The sequence below is a fragment of the Acidaminobacter hydrogenoformans DSM 2784 genome (assembly GCF_900103005.1).
GTDB classification, from domain to species: Bacteria; Bacillota; Clostridia; order Peptostreptococcales; family Acidaminobacteraceae; genus Acidaminobacter; species Acidaminobacter hydrogenoformans.
Map to the genome: position 1 here is coordinate 18,783 of NZ_FMWL01000022.1, position 26,196 is coordinate 44,978.

Annotated in this window: 27 protein-coding genes; 6 read left to right on the forward strand and 21 right to left on the reverse strand. The window is 50.0% G+C overall.

All coding sequences use genetic code 11. The annotated features are described in order from the left end of the window. Nucleotides 1-10: 10 nt before the first annotated feature. The 8 genes from BLP63_RS14655 to BLP63_RS14690 form a co-directional block, all read right to left on the reverse strand. The gene (locus BLP63_RS14655; RefSeq protein WP_092592873.1) at nucleotides 11-1,678 is read right to left on the reverse strand and encodes a ribonuclease J; all 1,668 of its coding nucleotides are present in this window, start codon (nucleotides 1,676-1,678) and stop codon (nucleotides 11-13) included. Between the two features lie 109 nt (nucleotides 1,679-1,787). Next, a complete protein-coding gene (locus tag BLP63_RS14660) occupies nucleotides 1,788-2,228 on the reverse strand; it encodes a Fur family transcriptional regulator (protein ID WP_092592875.1) in 441 nt (146 codons plus the stop codon). Between the two features lie 20 nt (nucleotides 2,229-2,248). Then, entirely contained in the window at nucleotides 2,249-2,548 is a 300-nt protein-coding gene (locus tag BLP63_RS14665) for a DUF1292 domain-containing protein (protein ID WP_092592877.1), read from the reverse strand. Nucleotides 2,549-2,554: 6 nt separating this feature from the next. After that, nucleotides 2,555-2,992 (reverse strand): Holliday junction resolvase RuvX, encoded by a 438-nt coding sequence (ruvX, locus tag BLP63_RS14670; RefSeq protein WP_092592925.1) that lies wholly within the window; start codon nucleotides 2,990-2,992, stop codon nucleotides 2,555-2,557. Between the two features lie 28 nt (nucleotides 2,993-3,020). Beyond that, a complete protein-coding gene (locus BLP63_RS14675; RefSeq protein WP_092592879.1) occupies nucleotides 3,021-3,998 on the reverse strand; it encodes an aldo/keto reductase in 978 nt (325 codons plus the stop codon). 16 nt (nucleotides 3,999-4,014) lie between these two features. Beyond that, nucleotides 4,015-4,266: an IreB family regulatory phosphoprotein gene (locus BLP63_RS14680; RefSeq protein ID WP_092592881.1), complete on the reverse strand. Its 252-nt coding sequence runs from the start codon at nucleotides 4,264-4,266 to the stop codon at nucleotides 4,015-4,017. Nucleotides 4,267-4,370: 104 nt separating this feature from the next. Beyond that, nucleotides 4,371-7,004, reverse strand: coding sequence for an alanine--tRNA ligase (gene alaS / locus BLP63_RS14685; RefSeq protein WP_092592883.1), 2,634 nt, complete (start codon nucleotides 7,002-7,004; stop codon nucleotides 4,371-4,373). A gap of 470 nt (nucleotides 7,005-7,474) precedes the next feature. Continuing rightward, complete coding sequence (locus tag BLP63_RS14690) at nucleotides 7,475-8,035, reverse strand: GNAT family N-acetyltransferase (RefSeq protein WP_092592885.1); 561 nt, start codon at nucleotides 8,033-8,035, stop codon at nucleotides 7,475-7,477. Between the two features lie 326 nt (nucleotides 8,036-8,361). Between BLP63_RS14690 and BLP63_RS14695 the strand changes: the two genes are divergently transcribed. From BLP63_RS14695 to BLP63_RS14720, 6 genes are all read left to right on the forward strand, one after another. Further along, nucleotides 8,362-9,510: a YgeY family selenium metabolism-linked hydrolase gene (locus BLP63_RS14695; RefSeq protein ID WP_092592887.1), complete on the forward strand. Its 1,149-nt coding sequence runs from the start codon at nucleotides 8,362-8,364 to the stop codon at nucleotides 9,508-9,510. A 171-nt stretch (nucleotides 9,511-9,681) separates the two neighbouring features. Next, nucleotides 9,682-11,670: a transporter substrate-binding domain-containing protein gene (locus tag BLP63_RS14700; RefSeq protein ID WP_170829485.1), complete on the forward strand. Its 1,989-nt coding sequence runs from the start codon at nucleotides 9,682-9,684 to the stop codon at nucleotides 11,668-11,670. A 3-nt stretch (nucleotides 11,671-11,673) separates the two neighbouring features. Continuing rightward, nucleotides 11,674-13,038, forward strand: a complete 1,365-nt coding sequence (locus BLP63_RS14705) for a sigma-54-dependent transcriptional regulator (RefSeq protein ID WP_092592891.1) — start codon at nucleotides 11,674-11,676, stop codon at nucleotides 13,036-13,038. Nucleotides 13,039-13,266: 228 nt separating this feature from the next. After that, nucleotides 13,267-14,319, forward strand: a complete 1,053-nt coding sequence (locus tag BLP63_RS14710; RefSeq protein WP_092592893.1) for a TRAP transporter substrate-binding protein — start codon at nucleotides 13,267-13,269, stop codon at nucleotides 14,317-14,319. Nucleotides 14,320-14,461: 142 nt separating this feature from the next. Then, a complete protein-coding gene (locus BLP63_RS14715; RefSeq protein ID WP_170829486.1) occupies nucleotides 14,462-14,959 on the forward strand; it encodes a TRAP transporter small permease in 498 nt (165 codons plus the stop codon). Beyond that, complete coding sequence (locus tag BLP63_RS14720) at nucleotides 14,956-16,230, forward strand: TRAP transporter large permease (protein ID WP_092592897.1); 1,275 nt, start codon at nucleotides 14,956-14,958, stop codon at nucleotides 16,228-16,230. The genes BLP63_RS14715 and BLP63_RS14720 overlap by 4 nt, the downstream gene beginning before the upstream one ends. Here BLP63_RS14720 and BLP63_RS14725 read toward each other — a convergent pair. The 13 genes from BLP63_RS14725 to BLP63_RS14785 all read right to left on the reverse strand — a co-directional run bounded on the left by BLP63_RS14725 (nucleotide 16,215) and on the right by BLP63_RS14785 (nucleotide 25,671). Then, a complete protein-coding gene (locus tag BLP63_RS14725) occupies nucleotides 16,215-16,448 on the reverse strand; it encodes a hypothetical protein (RefSeq protein ID WP_092592899.1) in 234 nt (77 codons plus the stop codon). The genes BLP63_RS14720 and BLP63_RS14725 overlap by 16 nt on opposite strands. A gap of 32 nt (nucleotides 16,449-16,480) precedes the next feature. Further along, a complete protein-coding gene (locus tag BLP63_RS14730) occupies nucleotides 16,481-16,807 on the reverse strand; it encodes a DUF1904 family protein (protein ID WP_092592901.1) in 327 nt (108 codons plus the stop codon). Nucleotides 16,808-16,831: 24 nt separating this feature from the next. Next, the gene (locus BLP63_RS14735) at nucleotides 16,832-17,158 is read right to left on the reverse strand and encodes a DUF1904 family protein (protein WP_092592903.1); all 327 of its coding nucleotides are present in this window, start codon (nucleotides 17,156-17,158) and stop codon (nucleotides 16,832-16,834) included. A gap of 132 nt (nucleotides 17,159-17,290) precedes the next feature. Next, nucleotides 17,291-18,655: a hemolysin family protein gene (locus tag BLP63_RS14740; protein ID WP_092592905.1), complete on the reverse strand. Its 1,365-nt coding sequence runs from the start codon at nucleotides 18,653-18,655 to the stop codon at nucleotides 17,291-17,293. Nucleotides 18,656-19,185: 530 nt separating this feature from the next. After that, a complete protein-coding gene (mnmA, locus tag BLP63_RS14745; protein WP_092592907.1) occupies nucleotides 19,186-20,271 on the reverse strand; it encodes a tRNA 2-thiouridine(34) synthase MnmA in 1,086 nt (361 codons plus the stop codon). A 197-nt stretch (nucleotides 20,272-20,468) separates the two neighbouring features. Beyond that, a complete protein-coding gene (gene nifU / locus BLP63_RS14750) occupies nucleotides 20,469-20,921 on the reverse strand; it encodes a Fe-S cluster assembly scaffold protein NifU (RefSeq protein WP_334292604.1) in 453 nt (150 codons plus the stop codon). Next, nucleotides 20,918-22,096: a cysteine desulfurase NifS gene (gene nifS / locus BLP63_RS14755; RefSeq protein WP_092592911.1), complete on the reverse strand. Its 1,179-nt coding sequence runs from the start codon at nucleotides 22,094-22,096 to the stop codon at nucleotides 20,918-20,920. The genes nifU and nifS overlap by 4 nt, the downstream gene beginning before the upstream one ends. 130 nt (nucleotides 22,097-22,226) lie before the next feature. Beyond that, nucleotides 22,227-22,685 carry an RrF2 family transcriptional regulator gene (locus BLP63_RS14760; RefSeq protein WP_092592913.1) on the reverse strand — a complete coding sequence of 153 codons (459 nt, stop codon included), beginning with the start codon at nucleotides 22,683-22,685 and terminating at the stop codon, nucleotides 22,227-22,229. Nucleotides 22,686-23,186: 501 nt separating this feature from the next. Continuing rightward, nucleotides 23,187-23,774 (reverse strand): bifunctional transcriptional activator/DNA repair enzyme AdaA, encoded by a 588-nt coding sequence (locus BLP63_RS14765; RefSeq protein WP_092592915.1) that lies wholly within the window; start codon nucleotides 23,772-23,774, stop codon nucleotides 23,187-23,189. Continuing rightward, a complete protein-coding gene (locus BLP63_RS14770) occupies nucleotides 23,767-24,222 on the reverse strand; it encodes a DNA alkylation repair protein (protein WP_139159849.1) in 456 nt (151 codons plus the stop codon). Before BLP63_RS14770 ends, BLP63_RS14765 begins: the two co-directional genes overlap by 8 nt. A 54-nt stretch (nucleotides 24,223-24,276) precedes the next feature. Then, complete coding sequence (locus BLP63_RS14775; protein ID WP_092592919.1) at nucleotides 24,277-24,786, reverse strand: methylated-DNA--[protein]-cysteine S-methyltransferase; 510 nt, start codon at nucleotides 24,784-24,786, stop codon at nucleotides 24,277-24,279. A 135-nt stretch (nucleotides 24,787-24,921) separates the two neighbouring features. Beyond that, nucleotides 24,922-25,371 carry an HNH endonuclease gene (locus tag BLP63_RS14780; protein WP_092592921.1) on the reverse strand — a complete coding sequence of 150 codons (450 nt, stop codon included), beginning with the start codon at nucleotides 25,369-25,371 and terminating at the stop codon, nucleotides 24,922-24,924. Nucleotides 25,372-25,470: 99 nt separating this feature from the next. Then, nucleotides 25,471-25,671 (reverse strand): DUF6440 family protein, encoded by a 201-nt coding sequence (locus BLP63_RS14785; protein WP_092592923.1) that lies wholly within the window; start codon nucleotides 25,669-25,671, stop codon nucleotides 25,471-25,473. Nucleotides 25,672-26,196: the final 525 nt, after the last annotated feature.

The following is a 26,196-nucleotide window of genomic DNA, read 5'->3' on the forward strand; positions in this document are numbered from 1 at the left end:
AGGTTATGGATTATACCTCTATAATGACCGGCAGGATCATAGGACTTCTGCGGGTCTTTTCATAGAGGAAGCTGCGCAGGGCGTCGCGGATGGAGGACTTGAGGCCCGTCCAGTCCCTGACGTTTTGCGCGATGGATTTGTTCAGCGTCGCGGTGATGGTGTCTCTCGCGCCGTTCATCAGCTCTTCTGATTCGCGGACGTAGACAAAGCCTCTGGAAATGATATCTGGTGCGTTGATCATTTCGCCGGTGTCCTTGCGGATGGCGACGACCACGATCATAAGGCCGTCCTCTGCGAGGTGCTTGCGGTCTCTTAAGACCACGTTGCCCACGTCGCCGACGCCAAGGCCGTCAATCATGACGTTGCCGCTTGGCACAGGCTTGCCAAATTTAGCGTGAATCCTTGAGAACTCAAGGGTATCCCCTGTGCGCATGATGAAGATATTCTCGTTTGGAATGCCCATTTCCTCTGCCATTTGCGCATGGCGTCTGAGGTGGTTGTATTCACCGTGGAATGGCACGAAAAATTTAGGCTTGACCAGGGCGTGGATCAGCTTGAGTTCGCCCTCGCAGGCATGGCCTGAGGTATGGACGTCCGCCAGCTCATTGTAGATGACGTTGGCGCCCTTTTCGTACAGAAGGTTGATGATGCGGGTGACGCTCTTTTCGTTGCCTGGGATTGGCGAGGAGGAAAGGACCACCAGGTCGCCCTGACGGATTTCAACCTGACGGTGCTCGTTGGTGGCCATTCTGGAGAGGCCGCTCATAGGCTCGCCCTGGCTGCCCGTTGTGATGATGGTGATCTCGTTGTCCGGGTAGCGGTCAATGTCTTTTAAGTCGATCAGGGTGTCGTCATCCACATTCAGGTAGCCCAGCTCAAGGGAGACCGTGGAGACGTTGATCATGCTGCGGCCGGCAAAGGCAACCTTACGGCCGTTTGCCATGGCGGAGTTGATGATCTGCTGTACCCTGTGGACGTTGGAGGAGAAGGACGCGACAATAATCCGGCCTTCGCTGTGGTGGAAAATTTCCTCGAAGGTCTCACCTACGGTGCGCTCGCTCATGGTAAATCCTGGACGCTCGACGTTGGTGCTGTCCGCGAACAGGGCCAGGACTCCTTCGGAGCCCAGCTGCGCGAAGCGCGGAAGATCTGTCATCAAGCCGTCAATAGGCGTAAAGTCAATTTTAAAGTCGCCGGTCTGGATGACTGTCCCTACCGGTGTTTTAATGGCGAGGCTGAAAGCGTCCGGGATGGAGTGGCTCACGTGGATGAACTCTACCTCGAAGGCGCCCAGCTGGACGACGTCGCCGGCTTTGACGACGTTCTTCTTGTGTTTTCCAAGGCCTTTATGCTCTTTGAGCTTATTTTCAATGAGGCCCATAGTGAGCCTGGAGCCGTAGAGCTGAAGGTCTGACAGCTGCTTGAGGACATAAGGCGTCGCGCCAATGTGGTCCTCGTGGCCGTGGGTATAGACAAGTCCGCGGATCTTGTCCTGATTCTTTTTCAAAAAAGTGATGTCTGGGATGACAATGTCAATGCCAAGCATGTCGTCATCCGGGAAAGCGAGACCTGCGTCTACCACGATAATATCATTTTCGTACTGGTAGGCCGTCATGTTTTTACCGATCTCGTTCATTCCGCCCAAAGGCATGACCTTTAGATGGGGAGTTTTAACCATAATAGTTCACCTGTTCCTTTTTATTTTCAGTTTTAGCTGTTCATGTTGTGCAAATTGTTGATGTTGTTCAAGTTATAAAGAGAAAGTTATAAAAGAGAGACCTTGTACACTACAAGGTCTTTTTGCATGCGCTGCAATAGCCAATAAATTTTAGCCTGTGATCCGTGATCTTGAAATCATATTCCGCTTCGATACGCTTTTCCAGATCGTCGAGCAGATCCTCCACTTCAATGATCAGGCCGCATTTGCGGCAGATCAGATGGTGATGCTGGTGATCCTCTTCACAGCTGCAGAGCTCATAACGGACGCAGCCGTCCTCGAAGTTGATCTTTGAGAGGACCTTCAGATCGCTCAGGAGCATTAAGGTTCTATAAACCGTGGCAAGCCCAATATCCGAACGCCGCTTCCTCACGATGTCATAAACTTCCTCGGTACTTAAATGATGCCCGGGGTTTTCAAGAATCGTTTCGAGGATTGCTTTTCGCTGGGGCGTGAGCTTGTAACCCTTTTCCTTCAGCTGATCCTTCAAGGCATCGATGGAATGTTCCATGTTTCACTTCACCTCGCTCATTAGTGCTTGATTTCCTCGACCTCAATGTCCTCGAACTCGTCATCTTCAAGCTCCATTTCCTCGATCAGGTCTTCGTAAGCTGCTGCGACAGCCTCGAACTCCTCGTCGTCCATAACCGTTTCCATAATTTCATTGCCGTTTTCGTCCACGACGATTTTGAAAATAACAGCTTCTTCTGAGCCGTCCAGCGGAAGCATGACGGCGTATTCGCTGCCCTCGACTTCCATAGTCACGATGACTTCAAATTCAACGTCGTTGCCATCCTCGTCCGTTAATACAATGATACGATCCTCTTCCATGTCAAATCACCTCATATTTTTTTGGCGGTCCATAAAATTCTGTAATATAAAGACGGCAGCGACGGTATCTACGACTTGTCTGCGGTCTTCCCTACGCATATCGACTTCAATTAAAGCCCTCTGCGCGGCTGAAGTGGTCAGGCGTTCGTCCCAGAACACAATTTCGACCTGCTTCCCTTCTATTCTATCAGAATACTTGAGTTTTTTTTCTAATTTTTGTGCAAAAGCCTTAGTTTTTTCGCCCTGGGGGCCTAAAGTGCCGTTCATGTTGAGGGGAAGCCCTATGACGACCTTAATGATGTTATTTTCAAGAATCAGGTCGACCAGTCGGTCTATGTCCTCTTTGATGGATACCCTGCGAATGGTTTCCCTGGGCTGGGCGGTGAGACCAAGACCATCTGAAACAGCAACGCCTATGGTACGGTCGCCCACATCCAGGCCCATAATTTTTTCTGGTTTCAAGTTTAAAATATCAAATCACCTTCAGGCAGAATTCCGGGCATACTGCGCTGCAATAGCCGCACAGGACGCACTTTTGGTGGTCGACCACGGCGCGGGGCTTATTGTCGTGGCCGGGGTCGGCAATAACTTTTATGGCTTGCTGCTGACAACGGCGCTCGCAGTTGCCGCAGCCGGTGCACCAGTCGTGGACCATGAGACGGCGCTTTGTTTGGTTCAGCTTATTTTGGAGCTCTGGGGGGATGGGCTTTGAGTCGAACAGCGCAAGGTTTGCGTCAATCTCCTCAAAGGACTGCATCCCAACAGCTATGGCGTCCAGGTCCGGGTTGTTCAGCAGGAAGTCAAAGGCTTCCTTTGGCGTCTTGATCAGGTGGCCGCCCGCCAGGGGCTTCATGGCGAAGACGCTGCCGCCTTGTGGCCTCGTCTTGAAGGCATGAATGGCCTTCAGCATATCCTCTGCCGTGCCGTCCTGAATCCCCGTGCCTTTCAGGTTGATGATGGGGTGGAGCACGTCGAGCTCCGGCGTTTTGGCTGCCGCTAAGGCAGCGGCGACAAAATGGGTGGAGAGGCCCACAGCCTTGATGATGCCTTTACTTTTTTGCTCAAGGAAATAATCCAGCGCCTCCCGGTGACCCCTAAGGGTATGGGCGCTTTCCTGTTCGTGGAGCATAAACAAGTCGAGGTAGTCTGTCCCCAGCGCCTCGAGGGCGAGGGTCAGACTGGCCTCGGCTGTCTTGGTGTCATATGCGTAAGATTTGGTGGAGATGACGTAGTCCTCCCGCGGAATGGCCTTCAGGGCCTGGCGGATGTGGGGATACGTGCCGTAGAGTTCAGCCGTGTCAACGAAATTGACACCGCGCTCGTAGGCATACACGAGAAGGTCACCGCCCGCCTGAGGTGAGAGGTCGCGCTGGAGGGGTCCCATGGTGAGGGACCCAAAAGCCATGCGGGACACCTGCAGGCCGGTACGGCCGAGGGCAACACGTTTCAATGCACTTTCCCCTGTGCTACTCGACGTTGTGGTCGAGATAGTACTTGAGGAGCTCCTCGAGGATTTCGTCGCGCTCAACCCTGCGGATGACTTTACGGGCGTCATTGTGCGTCGTGATGTACGTTGGGTCGCCTGAAAGCAGATAACCGATCATCTGGTTGATAGGATGGTAACCCTTCTCCTTCAGAGCGCCATAGACGTACTTGAGGATTTCTTTGCGCTCGTCTGATTGCTGCTGATCTACGTTGAATTTCATGGTTTTATCCATAACACAACCCCCTTGACACGGTTATACCCATTTTTGGGTTGAATCTACTCAAAGAAACGAGGAAATGAAAAAATTTGGTGGCTTTTTGTTGTGTGGTTCGGGCGTTATGCTTCGAGAACCTCGATGGCCTTATTGACAGCCTCCTCCACCTTGGAAGGATCCTTGCCGCCGGCTTGTGCCATGTGCGGTGTACCGCCGCCACCGCCGCCTGCGACCTTGGCAACGGCCTTGATGATGTTCCCTGCATGAGCACCAAGCGCTATTGCCCCTGGGGCTGCCATGACCACGAAGAGGGCCTTGTCGCCGCTTGGGGTGCCCAGGACGACGACGGCGTTCTCGAGCTTATCCTTGAGTCGGTCGCCAATGTCCTTGAGCATGTCGCTGTCCGCGCCATCGATTTTAGCGGTGACCACGTTCATGCCTTTGATGTTTTTAGCCTTGGCCATCAGCTCGTCAATAGAGCCTGCTGCCAGTTTGTTTTTAAGCTCCTGAAGCTCCTTCTGGAGGTTTTTGTGTTCCTCCATAAGGTTCTCAGCTTTCTTGATAAGATCGTGCTGAGGGGTTTTCAGGACTTCAGAGGTCTTTTCGACCTGGTTTTCGAGTTTTTTGTAGAGGGCGTAGAAGTTACGGCCTGTGACAGCTTCAATCCTGCGGACGCCGGCTGCGACGCCGCCCTCTGAAGTGATCTTCAGGGCACTGACTTTTGAAGTATTGTCAAGATGTGTGCCGCCGCAGAGCTCTATGCTGTAGTCTCCTGCCTTAACGACACGGACCACTTCGCCGTATTTCTCGCCGAAGAGCGCTGTTGCGCCCATTTCCTTGGCTTCCTTGACGGAGCTGTAGAACGTCTCGACCTGGTGTGGTGCAAAGATCTGAGCGTTGACCTGATCCTCGACAGCTTTGATTTCCTCCGGTGTCATGTGCTGGAAATGGGTAAAGTCAAAACGCAGCTTGTGAGGGTCTACGAGGGAACCCGCCTGATCGACGTGTGCGCCGAGGACAGAGCGCAGCGCTTTATGCAGGAGGTGGGTCGCCGTGTGGTTCCTGGCGGTGTCGAGGCGCAGGTCCTGGTCGACTTTTGCGGTGAGTGCCTGTCCCCGCTTGAGAATGCCTTTTTCGAGCTCGCCTACGTGAACGATCATGCCGCCGGTGCCCTTCTTCGTGTCGTGGACGGTGAAGACGGCGCCGTCTTCGCTTGTGATGATGCCTTTGTCACCGACCTGTCCGCCGCCTTCTGGGTAGAATGGAGTCTCCCGGAGGACGAGGCGGGCTTTGGCTGGTGCGGTGAGTTCTTCATTTAAGGATTGTTCCGTGGAGATGGCAAGCAGCTCAGCGTTCATTTCAAGGGTGTCGTAGCCCTTAAAGGTGCTGGTGATTTCAGCTGGCAGCGCGCTCAGTGGATCGCCTTCCCAGCCCAGTTCGTCGCCTTCGCCTCTTGCGGAACGGGCGCGTTCACGCTGAAGCTCCATCTCGTTCAGGAAGCCGACCTCGTCGACGGTGAGGCCCTTCTCTTCGAGGATCTCTTTGGTGAGGTCCAGCGGGAAGCCATACGTGTCATAGAGGCGGAACGCTTTGTCGCCAGTGAGGATGGTTTCATTTGCTTCTGTCATTGCCGCAATGTCTGACTGGAGGATGCTGAGACCCTGGTCGAGGGTCTGCTGGAAGCGGTCCTCTTCGATTTCAATGATCTTGCGGATATAGTCGCGGCGCTGCTCCATTTCTGGATAGCCTTCTCTTGAAAGGTCTATAACCGTACCTGAGAGCTCAGCAAGGAAGCTGCCTTTGATGCCGAGGAGCTTGCCATGTCGCGCAGCTCTGCGGAGCAGTCGGCGGAGGACGTAGCCACGGCCTTCGTTGTTAGGCAGGATGCCGTCTGAAACCATAAAGGTGACAGACCGGACGTGGTCCGTAATGATGCGGATGGAGACGTCGTTGGCTTTCAGGACGCCGAACTTTTTGCCGGAGATTTCTTCAACGCGCTCGAGGATTGCCCTTATGGTGTCGACATCGAAAATGGAATCGACACCCTGCAGGATGCAGGCAATGCGCTCAAGGCCCATGCCGGTGTCAATGTTTTTCTTGTCGAGGAGATGGTACTCGCCGTTTTCATCCCGGTTGAACTGGGTGAAGACGTGGTTCCAGAACTCGAGGTAGCGGTCGCAGTCGCAGCCGGGTTTGCAGTCTGGCGCACCGCAGCCGTAAGCCGGGCCGCGGTCGAAGTAGATTTCAGAGCATGGGCCGCATGGGCCGGTGCCTATTTCCCAGAAGTTGTCCTTCTTGCCCAGGCGGACGAGGCGCTCTTCAGGGAGCTTGATGACGTCCTTCCAGATGTCATAAGCTTCGTCATCCTCTTCATACACTGTACCCCAGAGGAGGTTGGGATCCATTTCAAGCCACTCAGTGACGAACTCCCAGCCCCACTTTAAGGATTCTTCTTTAAAGTACTCGCCAAAAGAGAAGTTGCCGAGCATTTCGAAGAAAGTAGCGTGGCGGGCAGTGTGGCCTATGTTTTCAATGTCGCCGGTGCGGATGCACTTTTGGCAAGTGGCCATGCGCACGTTGGGCGGCGTTTCTGCGCCGGTGAAGTAATTTTTTAGCGGGGCCATGCCGGCGTTGATGAGCAGGAGGCTTTTATCCTGCTGCGGCACCAGGGAATAGCTGGATTCGACGGTGTGGCCTTTGCTTTCGAAGAAGTCGAGGAAGAGCTGTCTGATTTCGTTGAGACCGAGGTTTTTCATAGTGTTTCAGTCCTTTCGATGGGGTTGTGGGTGCAGGTGGTGGAAAAACTGGATGAAGGATAGATGGATTTCTGGTGTTCAATGCTTGATCTACTTTGTATTGATTGAATTAAAACATCAAAAAAGACGTCAGATTGGATCAGGGACGAGCGCCTTTGGCCCGCGGTACCACCCTGATTATTCCCTTTTCTCAACTTTGACGCCTTGGTGGTGCAGCGCCTTATGGTGAAAAAGAAATCTCTCTGAAGTCTACATAACTTTCGCGGATAACGCCCGCGCGGCGCCGGCTTTTGGCCGGTGCTCCGGAGTAGCTTATACGTCAGGTGCAGCGCTTTCAGCGTGTGGCTGCTCTCTGTTTTTGGGTGACGTTTTTTCTCCATCATTGCGGTTTCATTATTATTAGTTGAATATAAATGCACTGTAATCAAGTTTAGCATAAATGAGAATGGTTTGCAAGAAGTTTGTTTTGTTTAAAGTTTTATTCCATAATAAAGATGTGAAATTTGCTGGTTTTGGAGCTGGGCGACCATCGGCAAACTGCCCCAGGCTTCGAAGCCAAAGCGCTGGAGTAGGGCTATGCTTGGGGCGTTGCTTTCGAGGAGGATGGCGACGATGTTTTTGAAGCCGAGGTGGGTGGCGGCGTGGAGGGTGTGGCGGACGAGGTGGGAGCCTATGCCGCGGCGGTGGGCGGCGAAGTCGACGTAGTAGCTGATTTCGGCGACGGTTTTGACGGCGTCGCGGCCGGAGCGGTAGGGCGACAGGTAGGCGTAGCCGAGGACTTGGCCGGCGGATTCGTAGACGAAGAGTGGGAAGCGGCCGTTTTGGTGGGCGTCGAACCAGGCTTGGCGGTCTTCGGGTGTGAAAGGTGTGGTGTCGCAGGTGCACTGGTAGGTGGCGATGGCCTGGTTGTAGATGTCGGTGAGGCGCGGCAGGTCGCCGGGGACGGCAAGGCGGATCAGGTCGTGGGGTTTTTCAGGGGATTGGGTGCTGGTAGTTGAGGGGGCGATTGTATGGGTCGTATCGTTTGTCATGGTGGGATACCTCGCTTTTTGTGGGGTTTTTGGTTGGGGACAGGGACATATGGTTGGGGACAGGGACTGACCATATGTCCCTGTCCCCTCCTGTTTACTTAAGTTTTTCTTTTCTGTGGTTAAGGGCGGGAGGCCGCTTTTCGTTTTGAAGTTTATCGGGGTCTGACCCCTTTTGTTCGTCACAGACAGTTTCAGATTAGGTCATAATATTTCCAGTAAATTTTGTAACTCATCTTATCAAATCGGAATTGATGTGGGAAGATAGTTTATGAGGAATTATGATGGATGTACTATTATTATTTCAAAGTCGAGGAGGAATATGTAGAATGCATGATTATAGAAATTTGATATCATTCACACAACGTGCAGTTCAAACAAGAAGTTTTTCAAATGAGGAAGGTGCATTCGCCCAACTGATTCTTAACGAAATGCAGGCCCTGGACTTCGATGAGGCTTTTATTGACTCTACCGGAAACGTCGTTGGCCGTATTGGCGACGGGCCTATGGTCATCCAGTTCGATTCACATACGGATACTGTCCAGGTCCATGATCCTGAGGACTGGACTTATGGGCCGTTTTCCGGCGAAATTGCAGAGGGTTATTTATGGGGACGCGGCAGCGTGGACATGAAGTCTGCCCTGTGCGCCAGCGTTTACGCAGCTGCTCTTGCCAGAGACCGTGGGGACCTTGAGGGCAAGACGGTATATGTGACGGGCACGGTTTGTGAGGAATATTGTGATGGTGAAAATCTGAAGCATCTTTATGAGGAGCTGTCGTTGCGGCCGGATGTTTGTGTGATCTGTGAGCCGAGCGATAATAAGATTGTGCTGGGACATAAAGGCAAGGCGCAGGTGCGGATTAAGACGCATGGTGTTTCTGCCCACGGGTCGGCGCCTGAGAAAGGGATTAACGCCGTCTATGAGATGGCGGAGATCATTTCGCGGGTGGAGGCTTTGAATCATGCTTTGTTTAAGGCGGGTGAGCCACATGGCACGGTAGTGCTGTCGGAGATCACTTCGGTCAGCGCGTCACTGAACGCGGTGCCTAGTGAGTGTGGGATTTATCTGGATCGCAGACTCGCGGTGGGTGAGACGCTGGAGCAGGTGGCGGCGGAGATGGATGCGTTAATTGTTGGCAAGCTGGCTTCTTGGGAGGTTGGGACGCTGTATCATACGACGTGGACCGGAAAGTCTTTGGTGTATGAACCTATGCATGATCCTTGGGAGATTGAGGTGTCGCATCCGCTTTGTCAGGCATTGATCAGATCGGTTGAAGCGGTTTCGGGGGCAGCACCGGAAGACTTCGACTTCTGGGACTTTGGGACGAATGCCATCACGCCGGTGGCTATGGGGATTCCTTGCATTGGCTTTGGCCCGGGGGAATACAAGCTGGCGCACATGGTGAATGAGCGGTGCGCGGTGTCGCAGATTGAGGAGGCCTGCGAGGTTTATGCGGGGCTGATTCGGGCGTTGTAGGGATTTTTAAAAAGAAAAGAGCAGGTCTGATCCCCGTGGTTTGAATGGGGTCAGACCTACATTTTTTCTTTTGTTTTGGTGTAGGTCTGTCCCCTGTTAAACAATTCAAGGCGATTGACATTGTATAATGTAGCAGCGTTATCTATAATGAGGTACATGGGGGGTGGCACAATGCGTTTCAGGATCCTTTGTATAGCTTTATCGATAATGATAGGGGTTTTATTCGCGATGCCCATTACATATGCGAATGAGATTGACAATCCAAACCGTCGTCTTACGATTGCTGGAGATAAAAGCTTTCCACCTTACGAGTACGTTGATGATGAGGGTGAATACCGGGGATTCAATGTGGATCTTATGCGCGCACTTTCCATTGAAATGGGGATTGAATTCAGACTGCTTCCAATGGATTGGGTAGAGGCATACCAAGCTCTGGAAAATGGGTCCATCGACGCAATCCAAGGCATTAGTTTTGAAGGAAGCCGTGAAGGTGTTTTTGAATTCTCAACACCTTACTTAAAAAATTCTATAACGACGTTTGTGAGGTCGGACAACACCTACGCAGTTCATTTGACAGATCTTAAAGGGAAACGCGTCGGCGTTCAGAGGAGCGACCGGGCAGCTTATATTCTTGCTGAAATAGGCGAAATTGAGTTGGTGTTTTTTTCAGATCTGAATCAAGCTATGGTCAAGCTAATCAAGAATGATATTGATGCGGTTGTTGGTGACCGACTTTCAGGAATGTACACAATTCAAAAGTATAGATTGCAGGACAGAATTAAAATAATTGGTGATGAATACGAAGCTTCGGATTATGGTATGGCTGTCAGGAAAGGGAATCAGGAGTTGATTACTCTGCTGAATACCGGTCTTGAAAGCTTGAAGGCTTCAGGTACTTATGACAAAATCTACGAAAAATGGTTTGGTAAAGAAGTTGTTGCTATTAGTGACTCCTTTAAATATGCATTCTATATTTTGGTGGGGATTGCGGGGGTTTTTTCCACTGTTTTGATTTTTATTTACAGCTGGAATCAGCGATTGAAATCAGAGGTTGAGCAGCGTACCAGTGAGTTGAAGTCTGCTCAGAGGGTTCTACGGGAAAGTGATCAATTTAAACGCCAAGTCATGGAGCATATGGGTAATGGGCTTATGACCTTTGATCAAGATTTGGTTTTGACAAGTTTCAATCAAGATGCTGCAGCTCTGCTTTGTAAGGATGGAATGTGTGGGGGCGGCGAGATGACCATCGGCGTAGCTCTTGAAGATTTATTTTTGGAGAAGTATTTTGATTTGAATAAAATTAAGCAGTCTGCTCAAGCTGGTATTTCATATTCCCTTCTTGAAAGTACTTTCAACAGCAAGGGTCGTGATGTAGTGCTGTCTTACACACTGTCCCCTTTATTAAGTGAAGAGTCCGGGCATTTAGGATGCGTATTGACCTTTAGAAATATTACCGAAATTACAACTTTGAGAGCAAAAGTGGCACAGCAGGACAAATTCGAGGCGCTTGGCAGAATGCTTTCCGGCGTAGCTCACGAAATCCGGAATCCACTTATGGCAATAAAAACCTATTTGGATCTTCTGCCAACAAAATATGACAGTCCGGCTTTCAGAGAAAAAATTGTGGACCAGGTGCCTTCTGAAATATCAAGGCTAAATCAACTTCTGACAGAGCTCCTTGATTATTCTAAAAGTAAAAATGTACAGCCCCAGCGCTTTCGTATTTCTGAACTGATTTCTCATATTGTTTCCATAGTTTCCCCCGAATTTGAAAAACGCCAGATTCAGCTTGACTTGAGGTTAAGAGAAAATGATTGTATCTATGCAGATCGCTCACACCTGAAACAGATTATGTTCAATTTGCTGTTAAATGGTATGGAGGCAATTGATACGCACGGCGTCATCACGATTGAGTCTTCAAGTGAAAATAGTCTCGTGAAGGTCGTTGTTAGCGATACGGGACCAGGTATACCAGAATCAATACAAAACAGCATTTTTGAACCGTTCTTTTCTACAAAGGAAAAAGGGACTGGATTAGGACTTGCCTTAGTTTATCAATATGTGCGAGAGAACGATGGTCAGATCGATGTAAATAGTCAACCAGGACAAGGTACTGCTTTTATTATGACATTCCCAGCTTGCAGAAATGAGGGTTTATAGACTATGAAGCATTCCGTTTTAATTATAGATGACGAAAAAACTATTAGAGATGCATTGTTCTTTGCTCTCGAAGATCGCTATAACGTTTTTAGCGCAGGGACTCCCGATGAGGCAGAACTCGTATTGTCCGAGAATACGGTAGACGTAATTTTGCTCGACATGAAGCTTGGCTTGCATGACGGCTTAAGCGTGTTGAGGCATCTTAAAACAGTTCACACCGAAATTGAGGTAATTGTCATAACTGCTTATGGATCTATCAAGTCCTCTGTTCAAGCTATACGTGAGGGTGCGCTCAATTATCTGACAAAACCTGTTGATATTGAAGAGTTAGTCGTATTCATTGAAAAAGCAATTCAGCATAAGACTATGAGTGGTTCACTACTGCATCTTCAGAAAATTTTGGATGAAACTTATAGTATTTCAGGTATTGTTGGGCATTCAGAGATCATGGCGGCAACTATGAACAAAGTCAGAAAAATTAAAGATATTGATTCAACAGTTTTAATTACTGGAGAAAGTGGCACTGGGAAAGATCTCATCGCTAAAGCGATTCACTTTGATGGTCACCGAAAGAACGGTAAGCTTGTAATTGTCAACTGCGCAGCAATTCCCGCAAATTTAATTGAGAGTGAGCTGTTTGGTTATGAGAAAGGCGCCTTTACAGGTGCAGAGAAGAAACATATTGGGAAAATTCAACTAGCAGATGGGGGAACCTTGTTTCTCGATGAGATAGGTGAGCTCGAGTTGTCTCTACAGTCCAAGCTACTGAGAGTTGTCGAGGAAATGAAAGTAACCCCGCTCGGTGGAAACAATTGCATTGATGTTAATTTCAGACTTATAGCGGCAACTAATAAGGATCTTGAGGAAGAAGTCAAAGCGGGACGATTCAGGGAGGATTTATTTTATAGGTTAAATGTCATTACGCTGAGCCTGCCGCCTTTAAGGGCAAGAAAAGGTGATGTGCCACTGCTGATCAAGTATTTTGCAGATAAATACAACCAGAAGCTCGGAAAGAGCGTAGATCGAATTGATAGAAAGGTCATAAACGCTTTAGAAAAATATCCTTTTCCGGGCAACATTAGAGAATTAGAGAATCTGTTAGAACGATTAGTCGCCCTTTCCGAAGACGGAAAAATTCAAATCGAAGATTTACCGGAAAAATATCTAATATCGCCTCCAGTTGTAGATGCGTCGGAGTGCATAGTTTTTCCCATAGGCGCAAAAATGCGCGACATCGAACGGGCCGCGATCCAGAAAACACTTGAGTATTTTAATGGAAATCGAAAGAAGACTGCCGATTGTCTTGGAATTAGTGAGCGAAATCTTCATTACAAGCTTAGAGCCTATGAGAATGACATTGAACGTTGACTTAATCGACAATAAACTTGTAAATTATATGTTTTCATAAGTCAAAAGGACTGCAAATTTTGCGCATACGCAAATTTTGCAGTCCTAAATTATTTTTCGCTTAACTGGCACCATTGGAATCAGGGCCTTGTAGATTTTTATACATTGGCATAATTATTGCTTATATAAACAGTGATCACAATTAAAAGCAGTTGATCAAGTTTTAAATATTCTAAAGGGGGTTTATTAATGTTAAAGAAGTACATCAGTTTGTTATTTGTCGCATTGCTTTCACTCGGACTTATGATGGGATGTTCCAGCCCAGCAGAAACAGAGCCTGCAGGTAATGAGGCGCAAACAGAATCACCTGCACCTTCTGGCGAAGTTATTGAAATCAGCTACGGTCATGGTTTCATGCCTGAAACGCCGCATCACAAAGCCGCAATGAAATTCAAAGAAGAAGTCGAAGCGAAAACGAATGGACAAGTCATTGTTAACATCTTCCCTTCCGGACAACTCGGGAGCGCCCGTGAAATGTTCGAAGGTGTACAGATGGGCACCCAAGAAATTGCATTGCTGCCTACTGCAAGAATCAGTGGTTTTGCCCCTGAACTGCAATTATTTGATTTACCTTTCCTCTTCCCGGACCGAGAAACTGCTTATGAGATCATGGATGGTGAAATTGGAACGGAACTGCTCGGCACACTGTCTTCCCAAGGCGTGAAAGGCGTCGCGTTCTACGAAGATGGTTTCAAGCACTTCACTTCGAATAACGAAATTGCATCACTTGACGATTTTAATGGTCAGAAATTCAGAACTATGGAAAGTCCTATTATCATGAGTCAATTTAAGGCATTAGGTTCAAATCCTGTACCAATTGATTTTGCGGAGTTATACAATTCACTTCAATTGGGCGTTGTCGATGGTCAGGAAAATCCATTGGTAACTATTGATAACATGAAGTTTTACGAAGTTCAAAAAAATCTTCTCATCAGTGAACATGCCTACTTGGGACACGTTTTGATTTATGGCGATGAATGGTTTAACAGTTTACCGGAAGACATCCAAAAGATCTTGTTTGATACAGGTCGAGAAATCGCTGTCTGGCAGCGTGCAGAGGTTCAGAATGAAGAATCAAAATATCTTGAGAATATAAAAGCTTTTGGTACTAATGTTATTGAACTTTCCGAAGAGGAACGAGAAAAAATGAAAGCAGCAACTAAAGACGTTCATCAAGAGTACGTGAAAATGTTTGGTGATACTCTCCTCAATAAAGTTTATGAAGCTACTGGTCAGCAGTAAAAACCATATCTGGTAGGATCACACATGCAAAAGTATGGGGAGGCTACAGCCTCCCCTTTCTTTGAAATTTATCATTTTCTATCTGTGCTCACCGCAGAATTTTATTCTTGATTATTACATCATCCAAAAGGGGGGCTTAGAATTGACAAATTTTAATGCCTTATTGACCAGAATTGAAAAATTCGTTGTCAATACATTGCTATTATTGGTTACTTTTATACTGTTTACTAACGTCATATTGAGACTTATGGGGAATTCTTTGCAATGGGCTGAGGAGTTCGCGCGATATGGTATTGTTTGGGTCACCTTTATAGGTTCCAGCATCTGTGTTTATAAAGGGGCACATATTGGTGTAGACGCTATCACTATGATCTTAAACAAAAAAGCCAAACAAGTTTTAGCCCTAATGACCATAGTTATTTCAATTGTGTTTATTGTCATCTTCATAAGACAGTCATATCTGATTACGCTCCGCGCATTTGAAACCGGTCAAATAAGTTCCACGCTAAAAGTCTCAATGATCTATATTTACGGTGCTATGCCAGTTGGTGGCGTCTTAACTTTGTTTCGTTTAATTCAGGAATTCGTTAAACAGTTGAAAGATATGAATTCCAAAACTGAGGAGGTGAAACATCAATGACCTTAGCACTATTTATCCTCATGATGGTACTTCTCCTTGGCAGTGTTCCTGTCTATGTTTCACTTGGTCTATCAGCCACTGTGGTTTTGGCCTTATTCACATCACTGCCATTAGAAGTCTTGGCACAAAGAATGTTTTCTGGAATAGATAAATTCTCTTTGATGGCAGTTCCTTTCTTTATTTTGGCCGCAAATGTCATGAAAGGCGGCGGACTTTCAATCAGAATTTTAAAGCTCGCACAAGCACTGGTAGGTCATTATAAAGGCGGACTTGCAATGACTGTCGTTTTGGCATGTATGTTTTTTGGAGCTGTCTCAGGTTCCAGCCCAGCGACTGTTATAGCAATTGGTGGACTTATGCTGCCCGCACTGAGAAACGCCAATTATGGCGAGGCATTTTCGTTGGGCTTAATCACATCAAGCTCTGCAGTCGCAGTCATTATTCCACCAAGCATAGGCATGATTGTTTATGGCTCTGTTACTGGCACTTCAGTAGGTGACCTATTTATGGCCGGCCTTGGACCTGGTATTCTTTTTGGCGGTGTTTTCATGCTTTATAGTGTTTATCATGCACGAAAACATAAAATAGAAGCCCTTCCACGTTCAAGTTTACGAGAAGTATGGGGTGCATTTAAAGATGCAGGTTGGGCACTCGGTATACCTGTGTTGATATTAGGTGGTATTTATGGCGGTTTCTTTACACCAACTGAAGCTGCTGCTGTTGCCTCAGTCTATGCAATTTTTGTTTCTCTTTTCATTTACAAAGATCTTAATTTAAAAGGTTTGTGGGATGAAACTTATGAGTCTGCTATTGGTACTGCTCAAGTTATGATTCTATTGGCTGCAGCTTCTGTTTTCAGTTGGTTATTGACTCGTCAGCAAGTTCCTCAAGCTATGACTGAAGTTCTCATGTCAATCAGCAACTCAAAGTTCGCAATTCTAATGATGATAAATGTTCTGCTATTAATTACAGGCATGTTTATTGACCCTGCGTCCTCTACAACTATTTTAGCACCACTTCTCTTGCCTTTGGCGCTTAGCTATGGCATCGATCCAGTTCACCTTGGCATCATCATGGTTGTGAATGGCGCAATTGGTATGTACACGCCGCCTTTCGGTCTTAACCTGTTCGTCGCAACAGGGATCTCAACCGTTTCGATAAGCAGGATTATCAGAGGTGTCATACCATTTATCATACTAAGTTTAATCACTATGGCTTTGGTAACTTATATACCAATGATTTCACTTTGGTTGCCTCAAATGATGAAGTAATAGAAAACGGTGTCAAGACCAATGAATTTTACCATGGTTCTAACATTATGAGAAATTGTAGGTCTGACCCCCATGGTTTGAATGGGGTCAGACCTGTTTGTTTCTTTTGCTTGTTGGTTGGGGACTGTCCCCAACCAAACTACTGGGGAATTGTCATCTTCCAAATATAAAAAAATGGCCAACAAAGCGCGCGTCTTTTCAGCGCCTTTGTTAGCCATTTTTGTCCTTTTGCTCTTTAAATGTTCTTTATTCAGTACACCTTCGCATTGATATAATAATCCCCTTTTTTAAGCTCTGAGAAGACAATCTCAACGTGGTCGTAGCCGTTGGATCTTACGGCCTGGTCAATGGCGGTTGCCATTTGATCCCGGACGACTTGTCCCCTTTCGATCCACTGGACCTGGATGACGGGGGCTGGGGTGACGATTTCACCATCGTAGATAAAAGGGTTTTCGACGCATTCGAGGGTGAAGACGTGTCTTGGGGCATTGGCAATGCCGGCGAGGGTATCGACGAGCTGAGTGCTGAGAGCTTTGACTTCTTCAATCTTAACACCTTTAAAGACGAGTTTTGGCATGGGATCTTCCCCTTTCAGGTTGTTTTAGTAATGCTCTGCGTTTTCGAAATAGCTTTCTTTTTCCAGTGGTTCAAAAATGATTTCGATTCTGTCATAGCCTTTGCGGCGAAAAGCCTGGTCAATGGCAGAAGCCATTTCATCCTTGACATGCTGGCCCCTGTCAAACCACGAGACTTCAATTACGGGATTGATATTGACAATTTCGCCGTCAAAGATAAAAGAGTTTTCTTTGACTTCGTAGGTGAAATAATCACGGGGGGCATCTGCGATCTCGGCGAGAGTGTCTGTTAAAACGGTGCTGATTTCTTTAATTTCTTCTGGCTTAACGCCTGCGAAGGTTAAATGAGGCATAGCGTTTCTCCTTTGTATTTGAGTCTTAATCAAAGATTTGAGTTGAGTGTTGTGCGCTGTAGAGAAAGAGAAAGAAGGCAATTTTGCCTTCTCCCCGTTTTCTTTTTTGAAATCTTGAAATGGTCTGAAAGCTTATTCTTCCTCTTCCATGACGTCTTCAACTTCCAGCGTTGGCACGACTCTGATCTTGGTGACGCGCTTGTCGTCCACTTCAAGGACCAGGAAGGTCAGGCCTTCGTAGTCGAAGGTTGGGTGCTCCCCTTCTTCCGGGATGTTGCCGAGCTCGCCTATGATGAAGCCTGTGACGGTTTTGAATTCTTCGGTTGGAAGGTTGACTTTGAAATAGGATTCGAGGTCTTCGAGGCTGGCGAGGCCTTCGACCAGGAAGGAGCCGTCTTCCAGCGGGGTGATGTCCTGGAGGAGGTCGTCTTCGTCGTCTTCGTCTGAGATGTCGCCTACGATTTCTTCGAGGAGGTCTTCCAGGGTGACGATGCCGGCGGTGCCGCCGTATTCGTCTATGATGACAGCCATGTGGACCTTGTTGACTTTGAAGTCGCGAAGGAGGTCGTCAGTGTGCTTTGAGGTTGGGACGAAGTAGGGCTTGCGGAGGAGGGGTTGGAGGGTGAAACCATCGGCAGAAAGCTCTGTGCTGTAGGTGCCGGCCAGATACTGGATGATATCTTTGGAGAAGAGGATGCCGACTATGTTGTCAATGGTGTCTTCATAGACAGGGATCCGGGAATATTTTTCCTCGTTGATGAGGGCGACGGTCTCGTCGAGGTTGGCCTCGATGGGCAGGCTCACAATGTCCATGCGGTGGGTCATGATGTCGTCGACGGTCTTGTCGTTGAATTCGAAGATATTGTTGATCATTTCCTTTTCGTCGATTTCGATGGTGCCCTTCTCCTCGCCCACGTCGACCATCATGCGGATTTCTTCTTCGGTGACGTTTTCGTTTTCCTGGTGGGGATCAATGCCGAAGAGGCGCACGAAGAAGTTGCTGGAGAGGGTCAGGAAGCGGACGAAGGGATAGGTCGCTTTTGAAAGCAGCGTGACGGGGCCTATAACGGCCATAGCAAAGCTTTCCGCATTGTGGCTGGCGAGGCGTTTTGGGACGAGCTCGCCCAGCACAAGGCTGAAATAGGACAGGATCAGGGTGATGAGGATCACGGCGAGGTTCCTGATAAAGTCGTCAGAGAGGCTGAAGCTGCCGAGGGCGCCGCCCAGGGTGGTTTTCAGCGTGGCTGTGAGGCGCTCTGTGTAATACAGGGCGGCGAAAGCGCTTGCCAGAAAGCCGGCGGTGGTGATGCCGACTTGGATGGTGGCCAGAAAGCGGCTGGGCGAGCCCAAGATTTTTCTGAGTTTTATGGCTTTCAGGTGGCCGTCCTCTGCCATGGCTTGGATCTTCTTGTCGTTCAGGGAGATCAGGGCGATCTCGGAGGCTGAGAAGAAGCCGTTGAGCAGGATCAGGGCGGCCAGTGGTACGAGTGGTGTCATCAGGTGTCATCCTTCCGGAAGCTATGATGGCGTAGAGTTATGTAAGTGGTGCGCTCTATGCTTTGGTGAGGGTATGTTTTTGATAATGGTTTATTTGTTAATTGGTTGACTGGTTGATTGGTTGATTGGTTGATTTGTTTATTAGTTTATTCGATTAAAGCACTCTATTGCTATTATAGCACCAAATGGGGGTGCTAAAACAAAAGATTGTGTAAATTGGTGGATTTGAGGGAGAATGTGGTTGGGTGTGGTTGGGGACAGGGACAGACCGAGAGGTGTGATTTTGGTAATTGATGTTTGGTCTGTCCCTGTCCCCGACCGGAATTCTTTCAAGAAAAAGCCCTGGAACGCTTTGATTCCAGGGCTTACAATAGCTTATCCTTAGTATATCCTTAGTCCTGCTTCATGACATACAGCCCAAGGCTGAGACCAATGCCTGTTACGGTTATGGTTGATTTGAGAAAGGAAAATGGGTGATGGGGTTGGCGGGTGACCATCGGCAGGGCCTCCTTTTTGTTTTTGAAGGGTTCTTACAAGATCGTGGCGCCGCCTATTAACATGTCGCCCACGTAAAAGGCTACGGCCTGGCCCGGGGTAATGGCGCGCTGGGGCTTGTCAAAGACGACCTTGACGTGGTCTTCCCCTGCCGGGCTGATGGTGGCCTCGGCGGGCGGCGCGGCGTAGCGGATCTTGGCCATGACGCGCATGGGCTCGGTGAGGGTCTCAAAGGGCATGAAGTTGAGGTCGTTTGCGTAGAGGGTGTCCGAGAAGACGTCCTCTGCCCCGCCCACAACGACGCGGTTGGTGTCGGTTTCGATTTTGGTGACGTAGCCGGGTCTTCCCAGAGAGAGGCCGAGGCCTTTGCGCTGGCCTATGGTATAGTGGACAATGCCTTTGTGCCGGCCCAGCTTCTCCCCTTTTGGGTCGACGAAGTCGCCGGGGGTGATCTGGTCGCCAATATGCTCGGTCAGGAAGCGGGAGTGGTCGTCGTCCGGGATGAAGCAGATCTCCTGGGAGTCGGACTTGCCGCCGACGTGGGGGTCAAAGCGGGCCGCGATCTCACGGACTTTTTCTTTGGAGTCGAAGTCGCCCAGGGGCATCAGGATGTGCTGGAGCTGGTCCTGGGTGAGGTTGCACAGGACATAGGTCTGGTCCTTGCGCTTCTCTTCGGAGAGGCGGATGACGTAGCGGCCGGTGTCCGGGAGCTGCTCGATTTTGGCGTAGTGGCCCGTGGCGACGTAGTAGGCGTCGAGCTCGTGGGCTTTTTTGATGAGGGCGTCAAACTTGACGAATTTGTTGCAGGCAATGCACGGGTTGGGTGTGCGGCCGTGCTGGTATTCGTCTATGAAGTAGTCAATGACTTTCTCCCTGAAGATGTCTTTGAAGTTGATGACATAGAAAGGTATGCCAATCTTGTCGCAGACCCGGCGGGCGTCGTTTATGGAGGAGAGACTGCAGCAGCCCCCTTCTTTTTCGACGTAATCCGGGTCGTCGTCTTCCCAGAGCTTCATGGTGACGCCTATGACGTCGTAGCCGGCTTCCTTGAGAAGCCAGGCGGTGGCGGTACTGTCGACGCCGCCGCTCATGCCGACGACGACGCGGTTTTTGTTTGGCATAGCTGTGTGCCTCCGTTCGGGGGTTGTGTTTGGTGCGGGACTGGGCCCGGTGGTGCGGGACCGTCCCTTTTGATTTTCGGTGCGGGACTGGGCCCACTGGTGCGGGACCGTCCCTCTTGATTCTTCTACTAAAACAAAGATGCAGGTGGTTTCGCCTGCATCTTGGGGGTCTTGGGGGTCTTGTTCAAGGAATGGGTTTAGTGCTCGTGCTCGTCCTCATCGTGGCCGTGGTCGTGGCCGTCGTCATCCGGGTTGAAGTCTGCGAGTTCGTCGAAGGTGAGGCCGTTTTTGTTGGCGTAGTCGAGGAGCGCGGCCTTGATGGCTTGCTCAGCCAGGACGGAACAGTGGATTTTGACTGTTGGCAGGCCGCCCAGGGCAGCGATGACTTCCTGGTTGGTGAGGGTGAGGGCTTCCTTGATGGTGCGGCCCTTGATGAGCTCTGTGGCAACACTGGACGACGCGATGGCGGAGCCGCAGCCAAAGGTCTTGAACTTCACGTCGACAATGCGGTTATCTTCGATCTTGAGGTACATACGCATGATGTCGCCGCATTTTGCGTTGCCGACTTCGCCCATACCATCGGCATTAGGGATTTCGCCGACGTTTCTCGGGTTAGTGAAGTGTTCCATGACTTTTTCGTTATACATTATCGCGTTCCTCCAGTGGCTTTTTCGTATAGTGGGGAGTAGCTGCGCAGGCGCTCAACGATAGGCTTCAGCTGCTCAATGACGTAGTCGACGTCCTCGTCCGTGGTGAACTCGCCGAGGGAAAGCCGGAGGCTGCCGTGGGCAATTTCGTGGGTGAGGCCTATGGCCATGAGGACGTGGGATGGGTCCAGGGAGCCCGAGGTGCAGGCGGAGCCGCTGGAGGCCGCTATGCCAACGAGGTCGAGGCTCAGCAGGAGCGACTCGCCTTCAATGAATTCAAAGCAGAAATTGACGTTGCCCGGGTGGCGCTTGGTGCGGTGGCCGTTGAGGCGGATGTATGGGATCGTGGCTTCAATGCCGGCGATCATCTTGTCCCTGAGGCGGATGAGGCGGGCGTTGTTTTCTTCGAAGCCTTCCGCTGCCAGCTCGACGGCTTTGCCGAAGCCTATGATGCCCGGGACGTTTTCCGTGCCCGGTCTTCGCTTCTTCTCCTGTGCCCCGCCATCCATGAGGTTCTTGATGCGGGTGCCCTTACGGACGTAGAGGGCGCCTATGCCCTTTGGCCCGTAGAGCTTGTGGGCGGAGAAGCTCATGAGGTCGATGTTCTGTTTGTTGACGTCCAGCTCGATCTTGCCGAGGGCCTGGACGGCGTCAGTGTGGAAGAGGACGCCGTGCTTTTTGGCGATTTGGCCAATTTCTTCTATAGGCTGTATGGTACCGATCTCGTTGTTGACGGCCATGATGGAAATCAGGATGGTGCTTGGCTGGATGGCGGCTTCGAGGTCTTTGAGGGAAATGAGACCATCGGCATCTGTTTTGAGATAGGTCACTTCAAAGCCTTCCTTTTCCAGCATCTCGCAGACGTGGAGGACGGCGTGGTGTTCAATGGTGGTGGTGATGATGTGGTTGCCCTTTTGCTTGTTGGCGTGGGCGACGCCGCGGATGGCCCAGTTGTCGGACTCGGTGCCGCCGGCGGTGAAAAAGAGCTCGTCGACGCTGGCGCCAATGTATTCAGCGATCGTGTTGCGGGCGCTCATGACGCCTTTACGGGCTTCGCGGCCGAAGGCGTGGACGCTGGAGGCGTTGCCGTAGATTTCCGTGAAGTAAGGGAGCATGGCCTCGACGACTTCTGGTTTGACGGGTGTGGTGGCGGAATGGTCCATGTAGACGCTTCTCATTGGGCAGGACTCCTTCTGGATAATAGTCTTATCGATTTTTGGTGCTTGAGGTGCTTGAGGTGCTTGTGGTGCGCTTCAAAGATTATTTTTTGCCGATGGTCAGCTGCCAGCGCAATGACCCATCCGTTCATTACTTGTTGCAAAAAAATTGAGTATCAATGGGGCCGGCGTGCATGCGTTTGTGGTCAAGCACCATATCTTTTAGGGTAATGGTCGTGACGACCTGAAGCAGGCTGTCGCGCATTTTTTCATAGATCATGTGGGTGACGCAGTAGTCTGCTTGCTCGCAGGCGTCGTCGCCCAGGAGCCGGACGCATTCCGTGGGGCCGAGGGGGCCTTCGAGGACGATCAGGATATCTGCGACGGTGATCTGGTCAGCGGGTTTGTTGAGGAGATAGCCGCCCTGGGCGCCGCGGACGCTCTTGACGAGGTCGGCTTTTTTCAGGGGGGCGATGAGCTGTTCCAGGTAGTTGACGCTGATCCCCTGCCGCTCCGCGATGGAGGTCAGGGAGATGGGCGCGTCGCCGTCATTGAGGGCCAGGTCGAACATGGCTTTGAGGCCGTAGCGGCCCCGGGTGGAGAGTTTCATTTTTTGTCACCTCGTTTGGACGAGTGGGGTTGGTGGTGTGCGATGTATTATGGGTTACGGTGATATTATGGCGTTAAATTATTGTTGATGTGTTGCTGATAGGTTGCTGAAAGGTTGTAACGAATTCAATCCCGACTTATAGGGTGGGAATTCAAATCAAGTATAATACGCGGTTAATTGTGTGTCAAGGCTCATAAGGTGGAAATATGCCAGTATTCTTGCACTTTTTCACGTACAAAGCCGAGTGAAATGGTTGGGAATGGTTTTTTGGTTGGGGACTGGGCCCACCTGAGGGTTTGGTTGGGGACTGGGCCGGAATGGAGATTTGGTGTGGGACTGGGCCCGCTTGTGGGTTTGGTGCGGGACTGGGCCGGAATACAATCGGCGCGGGTCTGACCCCGTGTGCCCTACCCCAGTGTGTGCCCTACTCCATAGGTGCCCTTTGAATTATACTGACTACTTGAGCAAAAAAAAAGCAAGGCATTCAGCCTCGCTGTTTTTCTAAATGAGTTGGTGGTTTGCCCTGAATTTTCCGGGAGACATGTGATAGGCCCGTTTAAAGGCGGCGTAGAAAGCGGATTGGCTTGAGAAGCCGCTGGAGAGGGCGATTTGGAGGATGGGGGCGCTTGAGGTTATGAGAGAACGTGCGGCTATTTCAAGGCGTTTTTGTAGGATCATCTCCATGGGGAGACAGCCGTAGTGTGCGTTGAAAGCGGCTTTAACGGAGGCTTGATGTCCGCCAAGGGCTTTAAGGAGGGGTGCCAGGACTTCGGGGTCAAGGAGGTGGACTTCAATGGCCTCACGCAAGGCTTCGGTGGAATGCTCGTATGGCGCGTAGTCAGACAGATCCGGCCTGCAGCGCTTACAAGGCCTGTAACCTGCAGCCAGAGCTGCGTCCCGGGTATCAAAAAAGTCAAGATTTTCCGGCTTAGGCGCTCTCGACCTGCAGGAGGGACGGCAGAAGATGCCCGTGGATTTGACAGCATAGAAAAATTTGCCGTCATAAGCAGCGTCCGAGTTCAGGACTGCAGCGAGTTTAACCGGGTCGACTGAGTGCGGCGCCTTGTCCGTCATTTTCTGATCAGCCACTGGACGCCCCTCCTTTCACGCTTTTCAGAGATTTTATGATGGCTTTGTGCTCAGGGCTCACTTTTCTGGACTCGAGGATTTTCTGGAGGGCTTTTTGATGGACAAAAGGGTCCAATTTGTGCTTATTGGCCTCGAGCTGGCTGAGTGTTGTGCTTGGATCGAAAGCGAAAGCTTGGGACAGTCCCCAGGCTATGGCCATTTTCGCGTAATACTTTTCATGCCGATGGTCAAGGTACGCTCCCAGCACATCCTCCAGCCAAGCTTCGGTTAAGTAATGATTCAGAAGCATCACTGCGCCAAAACGAAATTCAAATTCCCGTTCGGATAGCAAGTAGCGCGTCGTGAAGTCCCAGGTCTCCGCCCTCTTTTCCTTGACGAATTTAAGACCTGCACAAAAGCTGTCGCAAACGGACCAATTATGGATCCTGGGCACGAAGGCCCTGATCAAAGGTCAGCATTTCTGGGCTTGTTGTGAACATGGGACCTCCGCAGTGTAATATTTTCAGCTGCCCTTATTTTCATTGTGTTGGTTGGCCTGTTCCAGCTGCAGTAAGGCAGCTTTGACGTCGAGGCCGGCGGCAAAGCCTGTGAGTTTGCCATTTGTGCCAATGACCCTGTGGCAGGGTGTGAGGATCAGGACAGGATTGCGGCCGCAGGCGGTGCCCACTGCCCTTGAGGCGCTTGGGCTGCCTATGGCGCGGGCTATGTCCGTATAGGTTTGCGTGGTGCCATATGGGATTTCTCGAAGGGCGTTCCAGACCTTTTGCTGGAAGTCGGTCCCGGCTGGTGCGAGTGGGAGGTCAAAGCTTTGGCGGGTGCCCTTCAGGTAGGCTTCCAGCTGCCGGTGGGCTTCCAGAATCAAGGGTGTTTCGCCTTTTATTCTATTGGCGTCAGAAGCGACTATTCCAGTGGATGGGTCGCCTATGATCAGATGGGTAATCGCTGATCCGTTGTCTGCTATGGTGATAGAGCCAAGTATGGTCGTATAAGTATAAAAATGAGTTTGATGCATGGGGGTCGCCTCCGGTGGTGGAAATTAATTTCTTGCGTGAAGACTAAGTTCTAAATTGATTTTAATACTTTTTGAGCGCCGTGACTTCCTGAATTCGAGAAAGTAATTTTTGTATGTCGTTTTGTGAGACACAAATTAAAACAATTCCGGGTCTGCCAAATGAAAAGCAATAACTTTTTCAATTTGATTCAGTCTTACATAAAACCGATGGCCCGGAGCTTCGAAGACGGTGAAATCGCCACTGGGGTAGACGCGGTGGATGCTGTGGATCCACTGCCTGAGTGTTTCCTTTGGGATCGTGATGGAGGACTTGGTGAGGATGTGGTGGTCGTCATAGGCCTGGATAAACCACTGAATATGGCGTTCGGCGACGTCTTCCGGGACGGTGTCGAGCTTATCAGCGTTACAGGCCTTGCAAGAAGCGACGAGGTTGAAGACGTCGTTCGTGCCGCCGGCGCTTTTTGGGAGATAGTGATCCACGCTGAGACTTCCCATTTTGAGGGGCTTACCGCAGAAAAAGCAGTTGCCGTGCTGGCGATTATAAATGTAGTGGCGGTCTATGGTGACATATTTTCGCGGGGTCATGGCGCACCTGCCCTTTTTGGGATATGCGAAAGGCCGCAGCGAGCTACGGCCTTTGAGGTTATATGCAGGGTGAGGAGGATGAGTCTGTGCGTAGCTTGGTTAGAGGGTGGTGTTGTCCTCAACTCGAGAGATGATGGGGTTGCCCTCTCTGTCGACGAGGAGGGTTAGTCCGGCTGAGGAACCATCGGAAACAAAAAGGTAGTTGACACCGGTTTCACGGTCGACGAGAATTCGAGTCACGCTGATTTTTCCTTGGGAATAGGTGGTTTCAAAGCGGTTGTCACTTTTTTTCCCAAACATAGTCTGCCCCCTGTTCCGATTGGTGGTTTAACGCGTGCTGCATTTAAGAACAGTATAGCAAATTTGGGCGTGCCCTGTCGAGGAGAATGATGGTTGGAACAAGAGGGAACAAGAGGGACAGTCCCTTTTGGAACAAGAGGGACAGTCCCTTTTGATGTGCGCCCGGCATGGGCGATAACTTGGTGGTGCAAGTCCACTACGCGCTCGGTAGCAGGAAGCGTTAGTTGAAGGCAAGGGCGTCCATCGCGAGATGGAGTCTGAAGGAAGCCGGAGGCAAAATCCCGGGCTGACGAACAGAAACCGCATACTGAGGCCGGTACAGGGCGGATGAGTTTGCATTACAAAACAAAGTCCAATGCTACCCGAACCCTTGCTGGTAAATGCGGCGGCTATATGGGATGAAGGTTATCGCTCTTACCCGGGGAGGTCTCACGGACGTGAAGTAGGGATCATCCGAACACGGAGTAAAGCTTGCCGTGAGAAGTCAGCAGAGGCCATAGTACCAGAATTTTTTTTCTGGGAAGG